Annotated in this window: 13 protein-coding genes; 1 reads left to right on the top strand and 12 read right to left on the bottom strand. The window is 64.9% G+C overall.

Annotated features, from left to right (window positions below; all coding sequences use genetic code 11):
• Positions 1–292 precede the first annotated feature (292 nt).
• Genes E8M79_RS18555 through E8M79_RS05740 form a run of 3 tightly spaced genes read right to left on the bottom strand, consistent with a single transcriptional unit; the run spans position 293 to position 4739 of the window.
• Entirely contained in the window at positions 293–2209 is a 1917-nt protein-coding gene (locus tag E8M79_RS18555) for an alpha/beta fold hydrolase (RefSeq protein ID WP_248304913.1), read from the bottom strand.
• Positions 2206–3306, bottom strand: a complete 1101-nt coding sequence (locus E8M79_RS05745; RefSeq protein WP_137150999.1) for a zinc-binding dehydrogenase — start codon at positions 3304–3306, stop codon at positions 2206–2208. Before E8M79_RS05745 ends, E8M79_RS18555 begins: the two co-directional genes overlap by 4 nt.
• Positions 3303–4739, bottom strand: a complete 1437-nt coding sequence (locus E8M79_RS05740) for an NAD-dependent succinate-semialdehyde dehydrogenase (protein WP_248305039.1) — start codon at positions 4737–4739, stop codon at positions 3303–3305. Before E8M79_RS05740 ends, E8M79_RS05745 begins: the two co-directional genes overlap by 4 nt.
• A gap of 176 nt (positions 4740–4915) precedes the next feature.
• Here E8M79_RS05740 and hisD (E8M79_RS05735) point away from each other — a divergent pair, with 176 nt between their 5' ends.
• Positions 4916–6208 carry a histidinol dehydrogenase gene (gene hisD, locus E8M79_RS05735; RefSeq protein WP_137150997.1) on the top strand — a complete coding sequence of 431 codons (1293 nt, stop codon included), beginning with the start codon at positions 4916–4918 and terminating at the stop codon, positions 6206–6208.
• Positions 6209–6263: 55 nt separating this feature from the next.
• Here the strand turns inward: hisD (E8M79_RS05735) and E8M79_RS05730 are convergent, their stop codons facing one another.
• The 9 genes from E8M79_RS05730 to E8M79_RS05690 all read right to left on the bottom strand — a co-directional run bounded on the left by E8M79_RS05730 (position 6264) and on the right by E8M79_RS05690 (position 16023).
• Positions 6264–6965, bottom strand: a complete 702-nt coding sequence (locus tag E8M79_RS05730) for an RraA family protein (protein ID WP_137150996.1) — start codon at positions 6963–6965, stop codon at positions 6264–6266.
• A 145-nt stretch (positions 6966–7110) separates the two neighbouring features.
• On the bottom strand, positions 7111–8148 hold the full coding sequence (locus E8M79_RS05725) for a cupin domain-containing protein (RefSeq protein ID WP_137150995.1): 1038 nt from the start codon (positions 8146–8148) through the stop codon (positions 7111–7113).
• Positions 8149–8249: 101 nt separating this feature from the next.
• Positions 8250–9320 (bottom strand): LacI family DNA-binding transcriptional regulator, encoded by a 1071-nt coding sequence (locus E8M79_RS05720; RefSeq protein ID WP_137150994.1) that lies wholly within the window; start codon positions 9318–9320, stop codon positions 8250–8252.
• Positions 9305–10069: an SDR family oxidoreductase gene (locus E8M79_RS05715; protein WP_137150993.1), complete on the bottom strand. Its 765-nt coding sequence runs from the start codon at positions 10067–10069 to the stop codon at positions 9305–9307. The genes E8M79_RS05720 and E8M79_RS05715 overlap by 16 nt, the downstream gene beginning before the upstream one ends.
• A 1-nt stretch (position 10070) precedes the next feature.
• Positions 10071–11399, bottom strand: coding sequence for a histidinol dehydrogenase (gene hisD, locus E8M79_RS05710; RefSeq protein ID WP_137150992.1), 1329 nt, complete (start codon positions 11397–11399; stop codon positions 10071–10073).
• Positions 11400–11499: 100 nt separating this feature from the next.
• Positions 11500–13017, bottom strand: a complete 1518-nt coding sequence (locus E8M79_RS05705; protein WP_248304912.1) for an amidase — start codon at positions 13015–13017, stop codon at positions 11500–11502.
• 22 nt (positions 13018–13039) lie between these two features.
• A complete protein-coding gene (ugpC, locus tag E8M79_RS05700) occupies positions 13040–14098 on the bottom strand; it encodes a sn-glycerol-3-phosphate ABC transporter ATP-binding protein UgpC (protein WP_137150991.1) in 1059 nt (352 codons plus the stop codon).
• A 4-nt stretch (positions 14099–14102) separates the two neighbouring features.
• On the bottom strand, positions 14103–14990 hold the full coding sequence (locus E8M79_RS05695) for a carbohydrate ABC transporter permease (protein ID WP_137150990.1): 888 nt from the start codon (positions 14988–14990) through the stop codon (positions 14103–14105).
• 1 nt (position 14991) lies between these two features.
• Positions 14992–16023 (bottom strand): sugar ABC transporter permease, encoded by a 1032-nt coding sequence (locus tag E8M79_RS05690; RefSeq protein ID WP_137150989.1) that lies wholly within the window; start codon positions 16021–16023, stop codon positions 14992–14994.
• Positions 16024–16088 lie beyond the last annotated feature (65 nt).

Below are 16088 nucleotides of genomic sequence, written 5' to 3'. Positions count from 1 at the left end.
TTGCTGCCGCAGGTCCACATGGGGACACCATATCCAGCTCGGCTTGCGGTGCGCGAATGGGTCGCCGCATTGCGGTCAGTGTAGCGCGCGGTGTCGCTGCGGGCTGCAAGCCCCGTCGTGACACGCCAGCGCGCCACAGGCGATCAGCACGGGCTGACGCGGCAAGGGCCGCGCCTGACAATCGCGACGACGCCCTGCCCCATCGCTCGTGCCGCGGGCATCCTCAAATGGACGCCTCTTGGCGAATCGCCCCCAGAGAGGGTGACCCGCCCTTGTGCGGCTTTTTGCGTCGTCAGGCTGTCTCGGCCAGTTGGCCCAGACGAACCTGAACCAGAAGGCTGAGCTCGTCATAGACGTTCCATTCGTCGACGATCTTGCCGTCCTTCCAGTGGTAATGGCTCATGCCCATCACCTGCACGCGCTTGCCGGTGGGGTCGCCGAGCTCACTGAGGATGCCATAGCCAAGGTGATGGCCTTCCATGATCCAGCGCACGGCCACCTTGGTGCCGCCCTCGTCGCAGGGGTTGGACGCCACGTGCTGGATTTCATAGGAGGCGTCGGGGAGCGAGCCGATCAGGCCCAGGTGCTGGTGCACGATGGCGGCGACGCCATAGAGTTCCTTCATCAGCGGCCCGTGATATTGCGCATTGGGCGCATAGTCCTGGGCGATGCGGCCAAACATGCGCTTGGTAAAGACCTCGTGCAGCATTTCGATGGTGCGGGCTTCCACATCATTGTGCGCCAGGCTGGTGTCGGCCTTTTCGGCCGGCGGCGTCTGGCCGAGGAAGCGGCGGTTCTCGCCGATATCGAGCGAAGTCAAGCCCGCGTCAAACTTCTGCCGGGCGGTGCGCATGGCGAAATGATTGGGGTCCAGCCCGAGCTGCTTGATGATGGCCATCTGGTCGGCCACGACCCATTCGCGATAGATCTTGTTGCGGTGGATCATGCAGTCGGCAATGGTCCGCGACACAAAGGGGCGGCCGGTGGGCTGGCCGAGATGGCCATATTGGGTGTGGCGGCCCGAGCCGGTCACCAGATGGCTGGTGTAGAAACCGTCCTGGTCATTGCCATTCCAGATCACCTGCGTGCCCATACCACGCCGCTCGGGGAACGAGACCAGGCGCTGGATAGTGTCGCGCACCACATCCTCGCGGTTGTAGATGGTGCCCGTGGTGCCATAGAGCACGCAGTTGTGGGTGTAGTGGGTGTAGATCAGCCCGATATCGCGCTCGTCCCAGATCTTGTGGGTGCAGCGGATGATGTAGTCGACGATGTCGGTATAGATGTCGTCAAAGCCATCCAGCGACTGGCTGCGCGGACGGTTGGTGGGCGCCAGCTCGGGATAGTCCCGGCGCTCGACCTGCAGCACATTTTCGACCGACACGGCAGAACCGCCCTTGGCCTTGGGGTTGGTCGGGTTGTCGCTCATGATCGCTCCTTGGTCGTCGGCCACAATGGCTTGGGTGATATCGGTCCAGTCCAGCCAGTGGCGTATATGACGCGCCACTGCGGCTGGATTTTCAAGCGGCGCAAAATGCCCCGCCCCGGGAATGGTAAACAGACGGGCGCCGGCGATGCCGTCGGCCAGCTCCTGATGGGCGTCGAGCGGGCAGACCTGCTCGTGCGCGCCCGCCAGGATCAGCGTTGGCACCTTGATGGCGTTGAGGCGCGGCCGGCTGTCTGCTCGGTGTATAGCCACCTCAGACTGGCTGGCGAGGCGGTCCGCGCCGGCGTCGCGCGCCATGGCGGTGATTACGGCCTCCAGCTCGGCATTGCCAAGATTGTCGGGGGAAACCAGCCGGCTCCAGCTGTCGGCGATATAGCCATCCATGCCCTGGGCCCGCGCCCGCTGCACGGCGGCGCGGCGTAGCGGGGCATTGGCCGCCGGATCGGGCCGCGGCGTGGTGTCGATCAGCGCCAGCCGCGCGATGCGCCCGGGAGCCTGCGCCACCATTTCCAGCGCAACAATGCCACCCAGGGAGAACCCAAGCAGCGCGAACCGCTCTGGCGCCTCGCGCAGGATGCGGGCAGCCAGCGCGGGGGCGGAGTGTTCGTCCCCCAGATCGATGATGGTCACCAGCGGACTGCCCAGGAGGTCCAGCATGGGCGCAAAAAGGCGCGCGTCGCAGGCGGTGCCCGGCACGAGCAGCAACGGCAGCGGCGCTGGGCCGGCTGCCATGATCGCCCGGGCCTGCGCGACCCGGTTCACGCGGCAAACTCGATGATGGTGCGCGCCATGACACCGGCTTCGAGCCAGGCGAGCGCGTCGTTGACCTGCTCGAGGGGGATGCGGCGGCCGATCTGGGCGTCAAGCGGCAGACGGCCGCGCCGATAGAGCGAGAGAATGGTGTTGATGTCCTGTTCGGGCACGCTGCCACCATAAATCGAGCCAACAATGCGCTTGCGCGACCCCGGAAATCCAATGGCGGGAATGGCGAACTGGGCGCCGACCGGGGCAATCCCGACGATCACCACGCTGCCGGCGGACCGGGTGATGGCATAGGCACTGCTCATGGCCACCGGGCGGCCGGTGCATTCCACGGCGTGGTCGACGCCGCGCCCATGGGTCAGGGCCTGGACTTGCTCGATCAGGTCGGGCGCGGCGGCATTGATGAAATGGGTGGCGCCATAGGTGGTTGCCACTGCTGCCTTGTCCGCGTTGATATCGATGGCGATGATGGTTTCAGCGCCGGCCAGCGCGGCGGCCTGGATGGCGTTGACGCCAACGCCGCCCACGCCCAGCACGGCGATGGATTGCCCGGCCTTGATGGCGGCATCGTTGATCACGGCGCCAAAGCCGGTGGTCACGGCGCAGCCGACCAGGGCGGCGACGGCAAAGGGCACATCCTCGGTGATGGGGATGCAGGCCGTTTCCGGCACCACGGCCTGCTCGGCAAAGGACGAAATGCAGGAATAGTGGTGAATGGGCTGGGCCCCGCCCAGACGGCTGGTGCCGTCCCACAGCGCACCGGCCCCGGCGGCCGCGCCATAGGTGTCGCACAGCGTGGGGTGACTTTGGTGGCAGTAAAAGCAGTGCCCGCAATTGGGCGCCCAGCTCAACACCACCCGATCACCAGGCTTCACCCGGCTGACGCCGGCGCCGACGCGTTCGACGATGCCGGCGGCTTCGTGGCCGGGAATTAGCGGCAATTCCGAGCCGGTCTTGCCGCGAATCGTGGAGAGATCGCTGCTGCAGACGCCGGTCGCCATGATGCGCACCAGCACCTCGCGGTCCCTGGCATTGGCGAGCGGCACATCTTCTATGCTGAGGTCGGCGCCGAATTGGCGCAGGACGGCGGCTTTCATGCGACCTGCCTCGTCGAAACAAACCGTGTGGTCATCATCTCGCGCAGGGCTTCGATGCCGCCCTCGTCGCCATAGCCGCTGTCGCGGATGCCGGCGAAGGGCACTTCGGGCCAGCCCAGCCCATTGTGGTTGAGCGACAGCATGCCCGAGCGAACCCCCTGTGTCATGGCGTGGAGGTTGCCGGCGACGGTGGAAAAGCCATAGGCAGCAAGCGCATAGTCGAGCCTGTTGGCTTCGCCAATGGCCTCGCCGATAGTGTCAAAGCGATTGACGATGGCCACCGGCCCGAACGGCTCTTCATTCATGATGCGCGCCGCGATCGGCACGTCGGACAGCACGGTGGGCGGGAAGAAATAGCCTTGGTTGCGTTCGGGCACACCGCCGGTGACCAGCCGGGCGCCCTGCGCCACGGCATCCTGAACCAGTTCGGTCAGCGCGGTGACGCGGCGTTCATTGGCCAGCGGGCCCATGGTGGTTTGCGGATCAAAGCCATCACCCATGCGGATCGCCCGTGCCGCCGCCGCGAAGGAATCAACGAAGTGGCCATGCACCGACGATTCGACCAGCAGCCGCGTCGGCGAAATGCAGGCCTGGCCGGCATTGTGGAACTTGTCACCGGCCAGCGTGGCCACGGCATCATCGAGATCGGCATCGGCAAAGACGATGGCGGGGGCGTGGCCGCCCAGTTCCATGACGCAGCGCTTGAGATAGCTGCCGGCCAGCGCGGAGAGCTTCTTGCCCACCGCCGTCGAGCCGGTGAAGCTGATGCCGCGCACATCGGGATGGGCGATGAGAAAGGCCGACACTTCGGCAGGATTGCCAAACACCAGCTGCAATGCACCGGTCGGCAGCCCAGCATCGACAAAGGCGGCGACCATGGCAGCGGCGGATGCGGGCGTTTCCTCGGCGACCTTGAGAATGATGGAACATCCGGCGGCCAGCGCGATGGCCACTTTGCGCACCGCTTGGCCCACCGGATAGTTCCATGGGGTTAACCCGGCGATGACGCCAAGCGCCTCGGGCACAGCTTGCGCCGATACATGGGCGCCGCGCGCCGGAATGATGCGGCCATAGGTCCGGCGTGCCTCCTCGGCGAACCACTCGGTCACCTCGGCAGCAAACAGGACTTCGGCGCGCGACTGGGCCAGAGGCTTGCCCTGCTCGAAGGTGATGAGCGGCGCGATGGCCTCGACGCGCTCGCGCAGCAGCGCGGCGCCACGTCGCAGGATGGTAGCGCGTTCTGACGCCGGCACCTGGCGCCACACGGCAAAACCCGACTGTGCGGCCGCCACGGCCGCGGCCAGGTCGGCCCGATCTGCCTGTGCCAACTGGCCGATGACGGCGCCCGTTGCCGGGTTGCGCACGGCGATGGTGTGCCTGGCAGCGCCCGGGACCCAGGCGTCGCCAATCAGCAGATTTGTATCAGGATAGATCACGTCATTCTCCGGGTGAGACGACGGTGGACATGGGTCCATGCGCCTCTGATGCAAAAAACTCTGGCAAATATTGAATACGTATGCAAGATCAAAACAACATCCCGACGGGACGCTTGTGGTACGCGCTGTGCTAACCATTCTGCGTCATCCGTCACCCTTTCGGAGCGCATGGCATGACCAATTCACCCTTCCCCGGCGTCACCTATGTGAAGGCCCCCGAGCGCTCGGCGAGCGGCGACAGCGCCTCGGTCGAAGCGCTGGTCAGCGAGATCATTGCCAATGTGCGCGAACATGGCGACTCGGCAGTGCGCGACTATTCCGTGCGCTTCGACAAGTCCGACATCAGCGTGTTCGAGGTGACGCCCGCCGAGCGCGAGGCGGCCCTGGCCGCGCTGGATCCGCAGACGCGCAAGGACACCGAGTTCGCGATCGCCAATGTGCGCAAATTTGCTGAAGCGCAGCTGGCCACCATCCTGCCGCTTGAGGTCGAGACGCTGCCCGGCGTGCACCTGGGCCACCGCGTCATCCCCATCCAGCGCGTGGGCTGCTATGTTCCCGGCGGGCGCTATCCCCTGCTGTCGGCGCCGATCATGACCATCGTTCCAGCCAAGGTTGCCGGCGTCGACGAGGTCATCGCCTGCCTGCCACCCAATGCGCACAACGCCATGATCGCCGGTTGCGTGCTGTCTGGTGCTGACCGGATCTTCAAGGTCGGCGGCGCCCAGGCCATTGCCGCCATGGCCTATGGCACCGAGACCATTCCCGCCGTCAACAAGATCGTTGGCCCCGGCAATGCCTTCGTCAATGAAGCCAAGCGACAGGTGTTCGGCCCGGTCGGCATCGACCAGCTGGCCGGTCCGTCGGAAATCTTCGTTGTCGCCGACAGCTCTGGCGACGCCGAGATGATCGCCACGGACCTATTGGCCCAGGCCGAGCATGACGTGCGCACCTGCGTTGGCCTGATCACCACCGACCGGGCGCTGGCCGAGGCGACCCTGCGCGAGGTCGAGGCCCAGCTGCAGACGCTGTCGACCGCCAACACGGCCCGCGAAGCCTGGATCAAATATGGTGAGATCACCGTCTGCGAAGACGAAGCCACCATGATCGCCTATTCCGATCTGGTCGCTGCCGAGCACCTGCAGGTGCACACCGTCGATGCTCAGGGCTTTGCCACGAAGTTGCGCAATTATGGCTCGCTGTTCATCGGCGAGCTGGCCAGCGTGGTCTATTCGGACAAGTGCTCGGGCACCAACCACACCCTGCCCACCATGGGCGCGGGCGCCTATACCGGCGGGCTGTGGGTGGGCTCCTATGTCAAGATCGCCACGCATCAGTGGCTGGACGAACGCGGCGTGGCGCAGGTGGCGCCGCCGGCGGCGCGCCAGTCGGCCAGCGAAGGCCTCGAAGGCCACCGCCGCGCTGCCCAGCTGCGGCTGGACCGCATGCAGGCCAAGAAAAGCGCATAGTGCAGAGTGACCGGTTTTCCTCCCCCGCTCGCGGGGGAGGAAGCCCCCGCTGACCTCAGCTGATCTTGTCGGCCTCCAGCCAGGCCGCCTTGAGCTTTTCCACTGTGAAGCCGGGCGCGCGGGCAGCGGTGAGGATCGGCACTTCCTTGCGCATCACCACATCAATGGCCCAGGCCATGCGCTCGATATGCTCGGCCGGAATGACCACCGCGCCATGGCGGTCGGCATGGACCAGGTCGCCCGGACGCACCGCCATGCCGAACACGGTGACGGGGCAATCGAGCTCAGTGACATGGACAAAAGCATGGCTGGGCCCAACCGAGCCGGCGATGACCTGATAGCCCGCGTCGAGCATGCCAAGGTCCCGCAGCACGCCATTGGTCAGCGTGCCGGCAATGCCCAGGCCCTTATGCTGGGCCACCTGCATCTCGCCCCAGAAGCCACCGATGGCATGGGGAAAGTCCGTGTCCTCGATCACCACGACATTGGGGCCGTCGCCGGCGGCGACGTAGTCGTAATAGGCCATGCGCAGCGCCCGCACCTCGGCCGCTGGCTTCTGGGCCGGCGAGGAGGCGCGGATCTTGGCGGTGCGGGCAAAGCCCACCACCGGCGGCAAAGCTGGGTCGGCGCAGACCACCGGGGTCTTGGTGAAGCCCTCGGCCGTACGCCCGCCCATGACATGTTCAAGCGCGTTGCAGACCGTGGGCGTATCGGCCTTGCGCAGGGCAGCGAGTGTCTCAGGGCTAATGGTGGGCATGGCGTCCTCCGCAGTGTTTATCTCGCCCGGGATGGGACTGTCGGCGCGCTGCGCCAGGCGACGTTCAGTTATTGATCATGAGCCGCGGGGCCCGTCCCATCCTCTCCGCTCCGGGGAGAAGGCGCAACGGGCCCGCGTCACCGCTCTATTCAGCTGCCTTGGCCGTGGCCCAGACGGGCGCTGCCGGTGCGGCGGCGCCGCGCACGACAAAGGCAATCGCGTCTGCAGATGCCGGATTGCGGAAGCCATGCGCCAGGCCAACCGGCACGGTCAGTGTATCGCCAGCGCCCAGGATCAGCTTGCCGTCGGCCCAGTTGAACTCCAGCGTGCCGGACTGCACGAAGATCACTTCCTGCTCGGCGCGGCTGTGCGCTGGGATCGTTGCGCCCGTAGCGAGCTTGAGACGGCGCAGGGCAAAGCCGTGCTGCCAATGGCCGACGATCGGGCCGGCCTTGAAGCCATCGGCTGCATCGACATCGCCGATCAGCGCGGCTTCCTCGACACCTTCGCTGGCGAGCGCCGAGCCCGGATTGCCGACCATCTTGGCATGGGGCAGATAGTACTGGCCCAGCACAGACATCGGTGGGGTCGCCAGTTCCCGCAGCTTTTCGGGCGTGGGCGGCTGTTCGAGTTCGGCGCCCTCGGGCACTTTTTCGCCCAGCGTGGTGTCGATCAGCTTGCCGCCTTTGAGCAGCTTGAGCCCGAAGTCCTCGGCCATCTTGAACACTGAAGGCGCCCAGACCACCTTGCCGGGATCATCATGACCCAGCACCACGGCCAGGAAGCCAGTGCCTTCGTCACGCTTTTCAAATCCGCGGAACATATGGGTTGGCACCGTCGCCACATCACCCGGCTCGACGTCGAGGTAGCCTTCGTCCTTGTTGGCGCCGAAGACGAAGCGCCACTTGCCGGTGTGGACCAGAAAGGTCTCGGCGGTCAGGTGGCTGTGCTGGGAATTGGTGCAGCCAAAGGGTTGGCGGGCTGCGCCGAAGTTGAAGCCATGGGCCTCGGGGATATGCACTACCTGGGCGGGGTTCTCGCTGACGCCCGGCCCGATGATGGTGAAGTTTTCCTTGCGGTCGGAACCGGGTGTACGGGCATCGATAAAGGCGTTCCGGAGCCCCTTGAGGTCAGCGTAACGCACCAGGCGTTTTTCCATTTCAGATTGAGTCCAAACGGTCATGGGACAGTCCTTTCACGCGCAGAAGAGAGTGCTTTTGATCGAAAATTGCATTCGTATGCATAGAGCAACGAAAAAAAAGCCCGCAAGGCGCGACATGAGCATCACGCCTCCTTGGGCCGGTAGATCTGTTGGCCGTCGCGCACGACGATGCCGGTGGCGGGCAGGCGCGCCGAGGTGCGCACGATCAGTTCACCATTGAGAATGCGGTGCTCAGCCTCGATCTCGCCGCTGGCGATCTGGTCCATCAGGATGTCGACCGTGGCCTCGACCATGCGCTTGACCGGCTGGCTCATCGACGTGATGCCATAGGAGGTCCAGGTAGCCGGTCCCACATCGTCATAGCCGACAATGGAGATATCATCAGGGATCTGCAGGCCGAACTCGTAGCGGGCAACGTCCATCACGGCGACGGCCATGTGATCGTTGGCGACAAACAGCGCGTCGGGCCGGTTCGGACGCGCAAACATGCGGCGCGCGGCGTCCTGCGCGTCGATGCGCGAGTAATTGCCCGTCTCGACAGCAATGCTGGTGTGGCCATGGGCGGCCAGCCCTTCGCTATAGCCCTGGAAGCGGTCGCGATTGGTCGAGGAGTTCTCAAGGCCGGCGATATAGCCAAAGCTCTTATGGCCACCGGCGACCAGAAACTCGGCTATGCGCTTGCCGCCTTCACGGTTGCGCGTGGTCACGCTCGAGACCGCGTCACGCCCGGTGGTCCGGTTGAACAGCACCACGGGAATGCCGGCGGTCGCGCATTCCTCGGACAGCTCCGATGACAGCGACGTCGACGCCAGGATGATGCCGTCGACGCGATACTGCATCAATTGGTCAAACACCGGGTCGCTGTCGCGATCCATGAAGCCGGTGAACAGCAGCAGATGGTAATTTTCGGCAGCCAGCGCCCGGCCCAGCTCCTCAAGCACGTCGGGATAGAACAGGTTTTCAAGATAGGCCATCACCACCGCGATGATGCGGGACCGGTTGGTGATCAGTGAGCGGGCAATGGCATTGGGGCGGTAGCCCAGCGTCTTGGCCGAGGCCAGCACCTTCTGGCGCGTCTTGGATGATATGGAGGCGCCGGGCGTAAAGGTGCGCGACACGGCCGACTGCGAAACGCCAGCGTGCTCGGCGACCTGCGAGGAGGTCACGCCCGGCTTTTTTACTCCGCTGTCCATCCGCCATCCACCAGTAGTGACGTGCCGGTCACCAGCGCCGCGGCCTCGGAGGCCAGAAAAACAATCGGCCCCATGATATCCTCCACCCGCCCCAGCCGGCCAAGCTTGATCTTGGACAGCACCCAGTTGCGGAACGCGGGGTCGCTGAGGCTGGCCGCGGTCAGCTCGGTCTCGATGAACGTCGGGCACACCGTGTTGACCCTGATATTATGGGCTCCCAGCTCGATGGCCATGGCCTTTGATAGCCCTTCAACAGCAAACTTGCTGGCGGCATAGACCGCCCGGTCGGGGCCAGCGACATGGCCCATCTGCGATGACACATGGATGATCGATCCGGGCAGGCCCGCCGCCACCAGCCGCGCCACCACGGCCTGGGACACGAACAGGGTCGCGGACAGATTGAGATCCATCACGGCCTGGTAATTGGCCGCGGTAATATCGGCAAAGGCGGAATGGCGCGCCATGCCGGCCGAATTGACCAGGATCTGGAAGGGATCGACGTCATTGACGAAGGCCCGGACCACGTCGCTATCGGTGATGTCGAGGGCCACGCCCTCGGCGGCGAGGCCGGCATCGGCCATCTGGTTGACGACGGATTCGATATCGCCCGCCGTGCGCGCCGCAATGGTCACGGCGGCACCTGCCTCGGCCAGCGCCGCCGCAGCCGCCAGCCCGATGCCGCGCGTGCCCCCGGTGATGAGGGCCCGCTTGCCATCGAGGCGGAAGCTGGGTGTGCGCGGCAGGCTCATTTTATTCGGCCGCCTCGGTGCGCGGCGTCGCGCCGGTGCCATAGGGAATGTTGCGACCGCCATAGCGGCGAACGCGGACATTGGCTTGCTCAGCGTGGCCAACAAAGCCTTCGAGCATGCTCAGGCGCGAGCCATATTCGCCGATCATGGCCGAAGCCGCATCGGTCGTGACGGTCTGCCACGTACAGGTCTTCATGAACTTCCCTACCCACAGGCCACCCGTATAGCGCGCCGCCTTCATGGTGGGGAGGGTGTGATTGGTGCCAATCACCTTGTCGCCATAGGCCACATTGGTGCGGGGCCCCAGGAACAGGGCGCCATAATTGGTCAGGTTATCGCGGAACCACATGTCGCGGTCGGTCATCACCTGCACATGTTCGGAGGCGATGCGGTCGGCTTCAGCCAGCATTTCATCATAGTCGGCGCAGACGATCACTTCGCCATAGTCCGCCCATGACTTCCGGGCGATCTCGCCGGTCGGCAGGATCTCCAAAAGCCGCTCGATCTCGGCCATGGTCTCGCGCGCCAGCTTCTCCGAATTGGTCAACAGAATCGCCGGGCTGGTAGGGCCATGCTCGGCCTGTCCCAGCAGGTCGGTGGCGCAGATTTCGCCGTCCACCGTGTCGTCGGCGATCACCAGCGTCTCGGTGGGGCCGGCGAAGAGGTCGATGCCGACGCGGCCATAGAGCTGCCGCTTGGCTTCGGCGACGAAGGCGTTGCCGGGGCCCACCAGCATGTCGACGGCAGCAATGCTCTCGGTGCCGATGGCCATGGCGCCAATGGCCTGGATGCCACCCAGGACATAGATCTCATCGGCGCCGGCCATCGCCTGTGCGGCGACGACAGCCGGCGCCGGCTTGCCTCCAAACGGTGGAGCACAAGTAATGACCCGCTCGCTGCCGGCCACCTTGGCGGTGATCACCGACATATGGGCCGAAGCCAGCAGGGGATATTTGCCGCCGGGGACGTAGCAGCCCACGGCGTTGATCGGCACATGCTTGTGGCCCAGGATCACGCCGGGCAGTGTTTCGACCTCGAGATCCTGCATGGTCGCGCGCTGGGCGCGGGCGAAATTGCGCACCTGGGTCTGGGCGAATTCAATGTCGACCAGATCCTGGTCGGTGAGTTGGGCCAGGCAATCGTCGATCTCGCGGTGGCTGAGACGGAAGTCCATGCGGTCCCATTTATCAAAGCGCTGCGACAGTTCCCGCACGGCCACATCGCCGCGCTTCTCGATGTCGCCCAGGATGGTTTCGACCGTCGCGCGCACCTGGCGATCGGCCTCCGCCCGCTCTTCGACATCCTTACCGCGCTTGAGCCAGACTGGCATTTTGCCGCTCCCGTATTCTTGCTGCTAATCATCTTGCATACGTATGCAAATTTGTAAACTCGGGGATCGTCAGCGTCCGCAAATAATGCGGCCCCTGGCGTTAGACTATGGTCGGAGGTCGCTGCACCGCGTGGTCGGTGGCGCGCTCGAAGGCATCACCGATCTGGACGATCCCGGCCTCATCATGGTGGCGGCCAATGATCTGCATGCCGATGGGCAGACCGTCATGGAACCCCACCGGCAGGGCCAGCACCGGGTGGCCGCTGACATTGAAGCCAATGGTCCGCATCGGGGTCCAAACAGCCTCTTCTTCGAAGGGCGCAGCCAGCAAGGCCGTGGTCAGCGCCCCGACGGTGATCAGGGCATCGTGCTGGTCCAACAGTGTGTCGACGGCCGCGCGAAAGGCGACCCCTGCCCGCTGGGCGGCGGCCAGTTGCCCGTCGGTTACTGCGACGCCGGCCGAGAGACTCAAAAACGTTCGCCGCCCATAGGCCTCCGGATGCGCGCGCAGTTCGGCAGAATGATAGTCGAAGCTCTCGCGGTGCAGGATGGCCGCCGCAGCCACCTCGATGGCGGGATAGTCCGGTAGATCGACCTCGTTGATCACCGCACCCAATTCGGACAGTGTCGAAACCGCTGCGTCCATTGCGGCCAGCACCGCCGGCATGGTCTGGGGATCGTTGGCGAACCAGCTCCGCGCATAGCCAATGCGCAGCCCGCTGACCGCCTGGCCGAGCCGGCGCGACGCCTGGCCGCCGGAGATGACGTCCAGCGTCAGAGCCGCCTCGGCCACGCTCGCGCTGATCGGGCCGATATGGTCCATGCTGGCCGACATGCCCAGCGCGCCGCGCTTGGGGACGGCGCCCAGGGTCGGCTTGAGGCCAACCACGCCGCAATAAAAGGCTGGACCGCGCAGCGAGCCGCCGGTGTCTGTGCCAATTGTGGTGCGCAGCAGCCCGCCAGCCACAGCCACTGCGCTGCCCGAAGAAGACCCGCCAGTGATGTGATCGAGGCTCCAGGGATTGCGCGCCGGGGGAAACAGGCCGCGCTTGTCCGGCCCGACCGTGCCCCATTCATAGGTCGCAAGCTTGCCCATCAGCACGGCGCCGCCGGCCACCAGGCGCGCGGCGACTTCGGCGTCCTCCGTGGCGATGGCATTGGCCCGGCCCGGCGCATCGGCCGTGGTGGGCAGGCCGGCGATATCAATCAGATCCTTGATGCCAATGGGAATGCCATGCAGCGGGCCGCGGTCGGTTCCAGCGGCCAGTTCGGCGTCAGCCCGGGCCGCGTCGGCCAGCGCCCGCTCGGCGCTCACCACATAAAAGGCGCCATAGGCCGGGTCGCGCCGGGCAATGCGATCGAGGCTCGCCTCGACCAGCGCCACCGAGGTCAAGCGCCCATCGCGCAGCATGCGGCCCTGTTCGACCAGGCTCAAATCGAGCGCGGCAGCAGCGTCCACTGTCCCCGCCGGCCCGTCGAGCTGCACCAACCCCTGGTTCATCCAGTCCGCCAGCGCAAAGACGCTGTCCAGCTCTGCTGCAGTCAGCGCCAGGCCATGGCGCGCAACGGCGGCGTCGAAGCGGGCGCGACGATCTGTGTCGGCGGGATCAGTTGGCACTTCAGGCTCCTGCGCAGGCATGTCAGTTGCCCGGGATGATACGCGCACCGGTGGTCCGGTCGAAGAGGTGGCAGGCGGCGGCGGGGATAGTCACCCGCGCCACATCGCCGATCTCGGCCCGATAGTCCTTGCCGACCTTGATCGAGACCAGCTCGCCTGCCACGCGCATCGACAGCATCGTGGCCTCGCCCAGCAGTTCGACCGTATAGATAGGCGCCTCAATTTGCCCGCTCTCGGTGGCCAGCATGGCGTCCTCGGCCCGGAAGCCCAGCGTCACTGGACCGCGTACGGCGCGGGATAGGCCAGAGACGCGAATGCTGTCGCCGGTGAAGACGCCGTCGGCGATCTCGCCATGCACCAGGTTCATCGCCGGCGAGCCGATGAAGCTCGCGACGAAGGTATTGGCCGGGCGATCATAGATTTCCATCGGCGTGCCGACCTGCTGGATCAGCCCCTTGCTCATTACCACCACCCGGTCGGCCAGGGTCATGGCCTCGATCTGGTCGTGGGTGACATAGATGGTGGTGCGCTTGAGCGTATGGTGCAGGTTCTTGATCTGCGCGCGGGTCGAGACGCGCAGCTTGGCGTCCAGATTGCTCAGCGGCTCGTCCATCAGGAAGGCATTGGGCTCGCGCACAATGGCGCGAGCCAGCGCCACGCGCTGCCGCTGTCCGCCCGACAGAGCCGCCGGGCGGCGCTGCAGGAAGTCGTCGAGCTCCACCATCTTGCTGGCCGCCATGACGCGCTCATGATGCTGCTCCTGGGGCACCTTGCGCACCTTGAGCGGGAAGCGGATGTTTTCGTAGACGGTCATGTTGGGATAGAGCCCATAGCTCTGAAAGACCATCGAGATGTCACGGTCCTTGGGCTCGAGCCGGTTGACCAGGCGGTCGCCGATCCAGATTTCGCCCTCGGTGATGTCTTCCAGCCCCGCAATCATGCGCATGGTCGTGGTTTTGCCGCAGCCCGATGGGCCGAGCAGGACCAGGAATTCCTGGTCGGCGATGTCGAGGTTGAAGTCCTTGACACCCACAAAGCTGTTCCAGCGCTTGGAGACGTTCTTGAGACGGATCTGAGCCATTGGATCAGCCTTTCACTGCGCCGGCGGTCAATCCGCTGACGATCTGGCGTTGGAAAAAGAGCACGAGGATGAAGAGCGGCACCGTCGCCGACACCACGGCCGCCACGGCATACATGACATTGCCCGCCTCCTGCACAGAGCCCAGGAAGCTCGAGATCTTGGGCACCATGGTCTGGTTGTCGGCGCTGAGCAGCATGGAGGTGGTGGCAAAGTCGTTGTAGGCGAGCAGGAAGCTGAACAGGCCGGTGGTGACCACGCCGGGCCACATCACCGGAATGATGACGCGGCGAAACGCCTCGAAACGCGAGCAGCCGTCCACCATGGCACTTTCATCAAGATCCTTGGGGATCGAGAGAAAGAAGGAATGCAGCATCCAAAGCGTGAAGGGCTGATTGATCGCCACCAGAACGATGATGGAGGTGGGCAGCACGCCCCAGATATTGAGCTGGAAGAAGGGCAGCAGATAACCCGAGACCAGGGTGATATGCGGCATGGCGCGGAACACCAGCGCCGCGATCAGGATCCAGAAGGCATAGCGCTGTCCCGAGCGCGCCAAGGCATAGCCGCCCAGCGTGCCCAGCGTCAGCGAGATCACCGTGACGCTGAGCGTGACGATGGCCGTATTGCCGACGGCGCGCCAGAATTCGCGCGTCACCCAGGCGCCGTAATAGCCCTCGCCGGTGAAGGCGCTACCGGTCTGGGCCTTGGTATAGGTGCCGAAAATGGCGTTCCACCAGCTCTCGCGGGAGAAGAAGTCGGGCTCGACCTTGAACGATCCCCAGACCGTCCAGACAAAGGGAAAGGCGGCCAGTACCAGCCAGAACACGATGAACGCCGTGATCAGCAGGTTGAGCGCCAGCGGACGCCTTTGGGATTGCGTGGCTTCGGACATGTCAGACCACCTTGTGATTGAAGTCGCGCCAGGTGCGGATCAGCACGGGCGTGAGCAGGATGATGACGCCGATGATGGTCAGCACCGATGTCGCCCCGGCCGAGCCGAACAGCTGCGCATCGCCGCTGAGGTCATTAAAGACCATCCAGCTCAGCGAGGTGGCATTGGCCTCGGCCGAGAAGCCGACAATGGGTTCGAAGACGCGGAAGTTGTCCATCAGCTGCACCAGGGCCACGAAGGTGGCCAGCGGCATCAGATGGGGGATGATGACGTAGCGTATGCGCTCCCAGCGACTGGCGCCGTCGATCATGGCCGATTCCAGCGTATCGCCCGGCACGGTCTGCAGGCCGGCATAGAACACCACGAAGCTGAACGGCGCATTGCTCCACACGCCATAGAACAGCAGCGACAGCCAGGTGAGGAGGGGCGAGGCGCGCAGCGACAGCGTCGGATCGTTGAACAGATGCTGCAGCGAGGCGCCGATGATGCCGTTGGACTGGATCATCCAATACAGGATGAGCGAGCCCACCAGCGGCGTGATGATCATGGGCAGCAGCGAAAAGAAGATTACCGGCCCCTTGATGACCTTGGGCACGGCATTGACCGCCAGGGCGATGACAAAGCCCAGCGCCATGGCCAGCGGCGTCACCACAAAACAGAACACCAGAGTGAAGGCGAGCGCCTTGTAGAAAGGCAGATTGTAGATGCGGCTGAGCACATCGCCCGGACCGGTATTATCGGCGAGGATGGCGCCGATCTCGTCGACGGCCAGATGACCGCGGTTGAGATAGGTGCCCAGGCCATTGAACTGGCCCATCGGCTGGCTGCGTTCCAGGTCCTGCATGGCCGCGGAATCGACGCGCACTTCCTTGGTGCAGCCTCCGAAGGGCTGGCAATTCTCGACCTCAACCAGAATGCGCGGATGCTCGACATAAAGGCTCTGCACCACCACCGAAACGATGGGCAGGGCAATGAACAGCACCATCGCGATGAGCGAGGGGAGAATGAAGGCAAAGAATGTCTTGTGTGGCATCAAGGCCCCCGGACGCAAAGCTGGCGAGCATGGCGAGTTGCTCAAGGCGCGCAATTGCGCCTGGC

Source organism: Devosia sp. FKR38 (assembly GCF_005222805.1).
Lineage (GTDB): Bacteria > Pseudomonadota > Alphaproteobacteria > Rhizobiales > Devosiaceae > Devosia.
The sequence above is the reverse complement of the archived record's forward strand: the minus strand, read 5'-3'. Positions and strand labels throughout refer to the sequence as shown.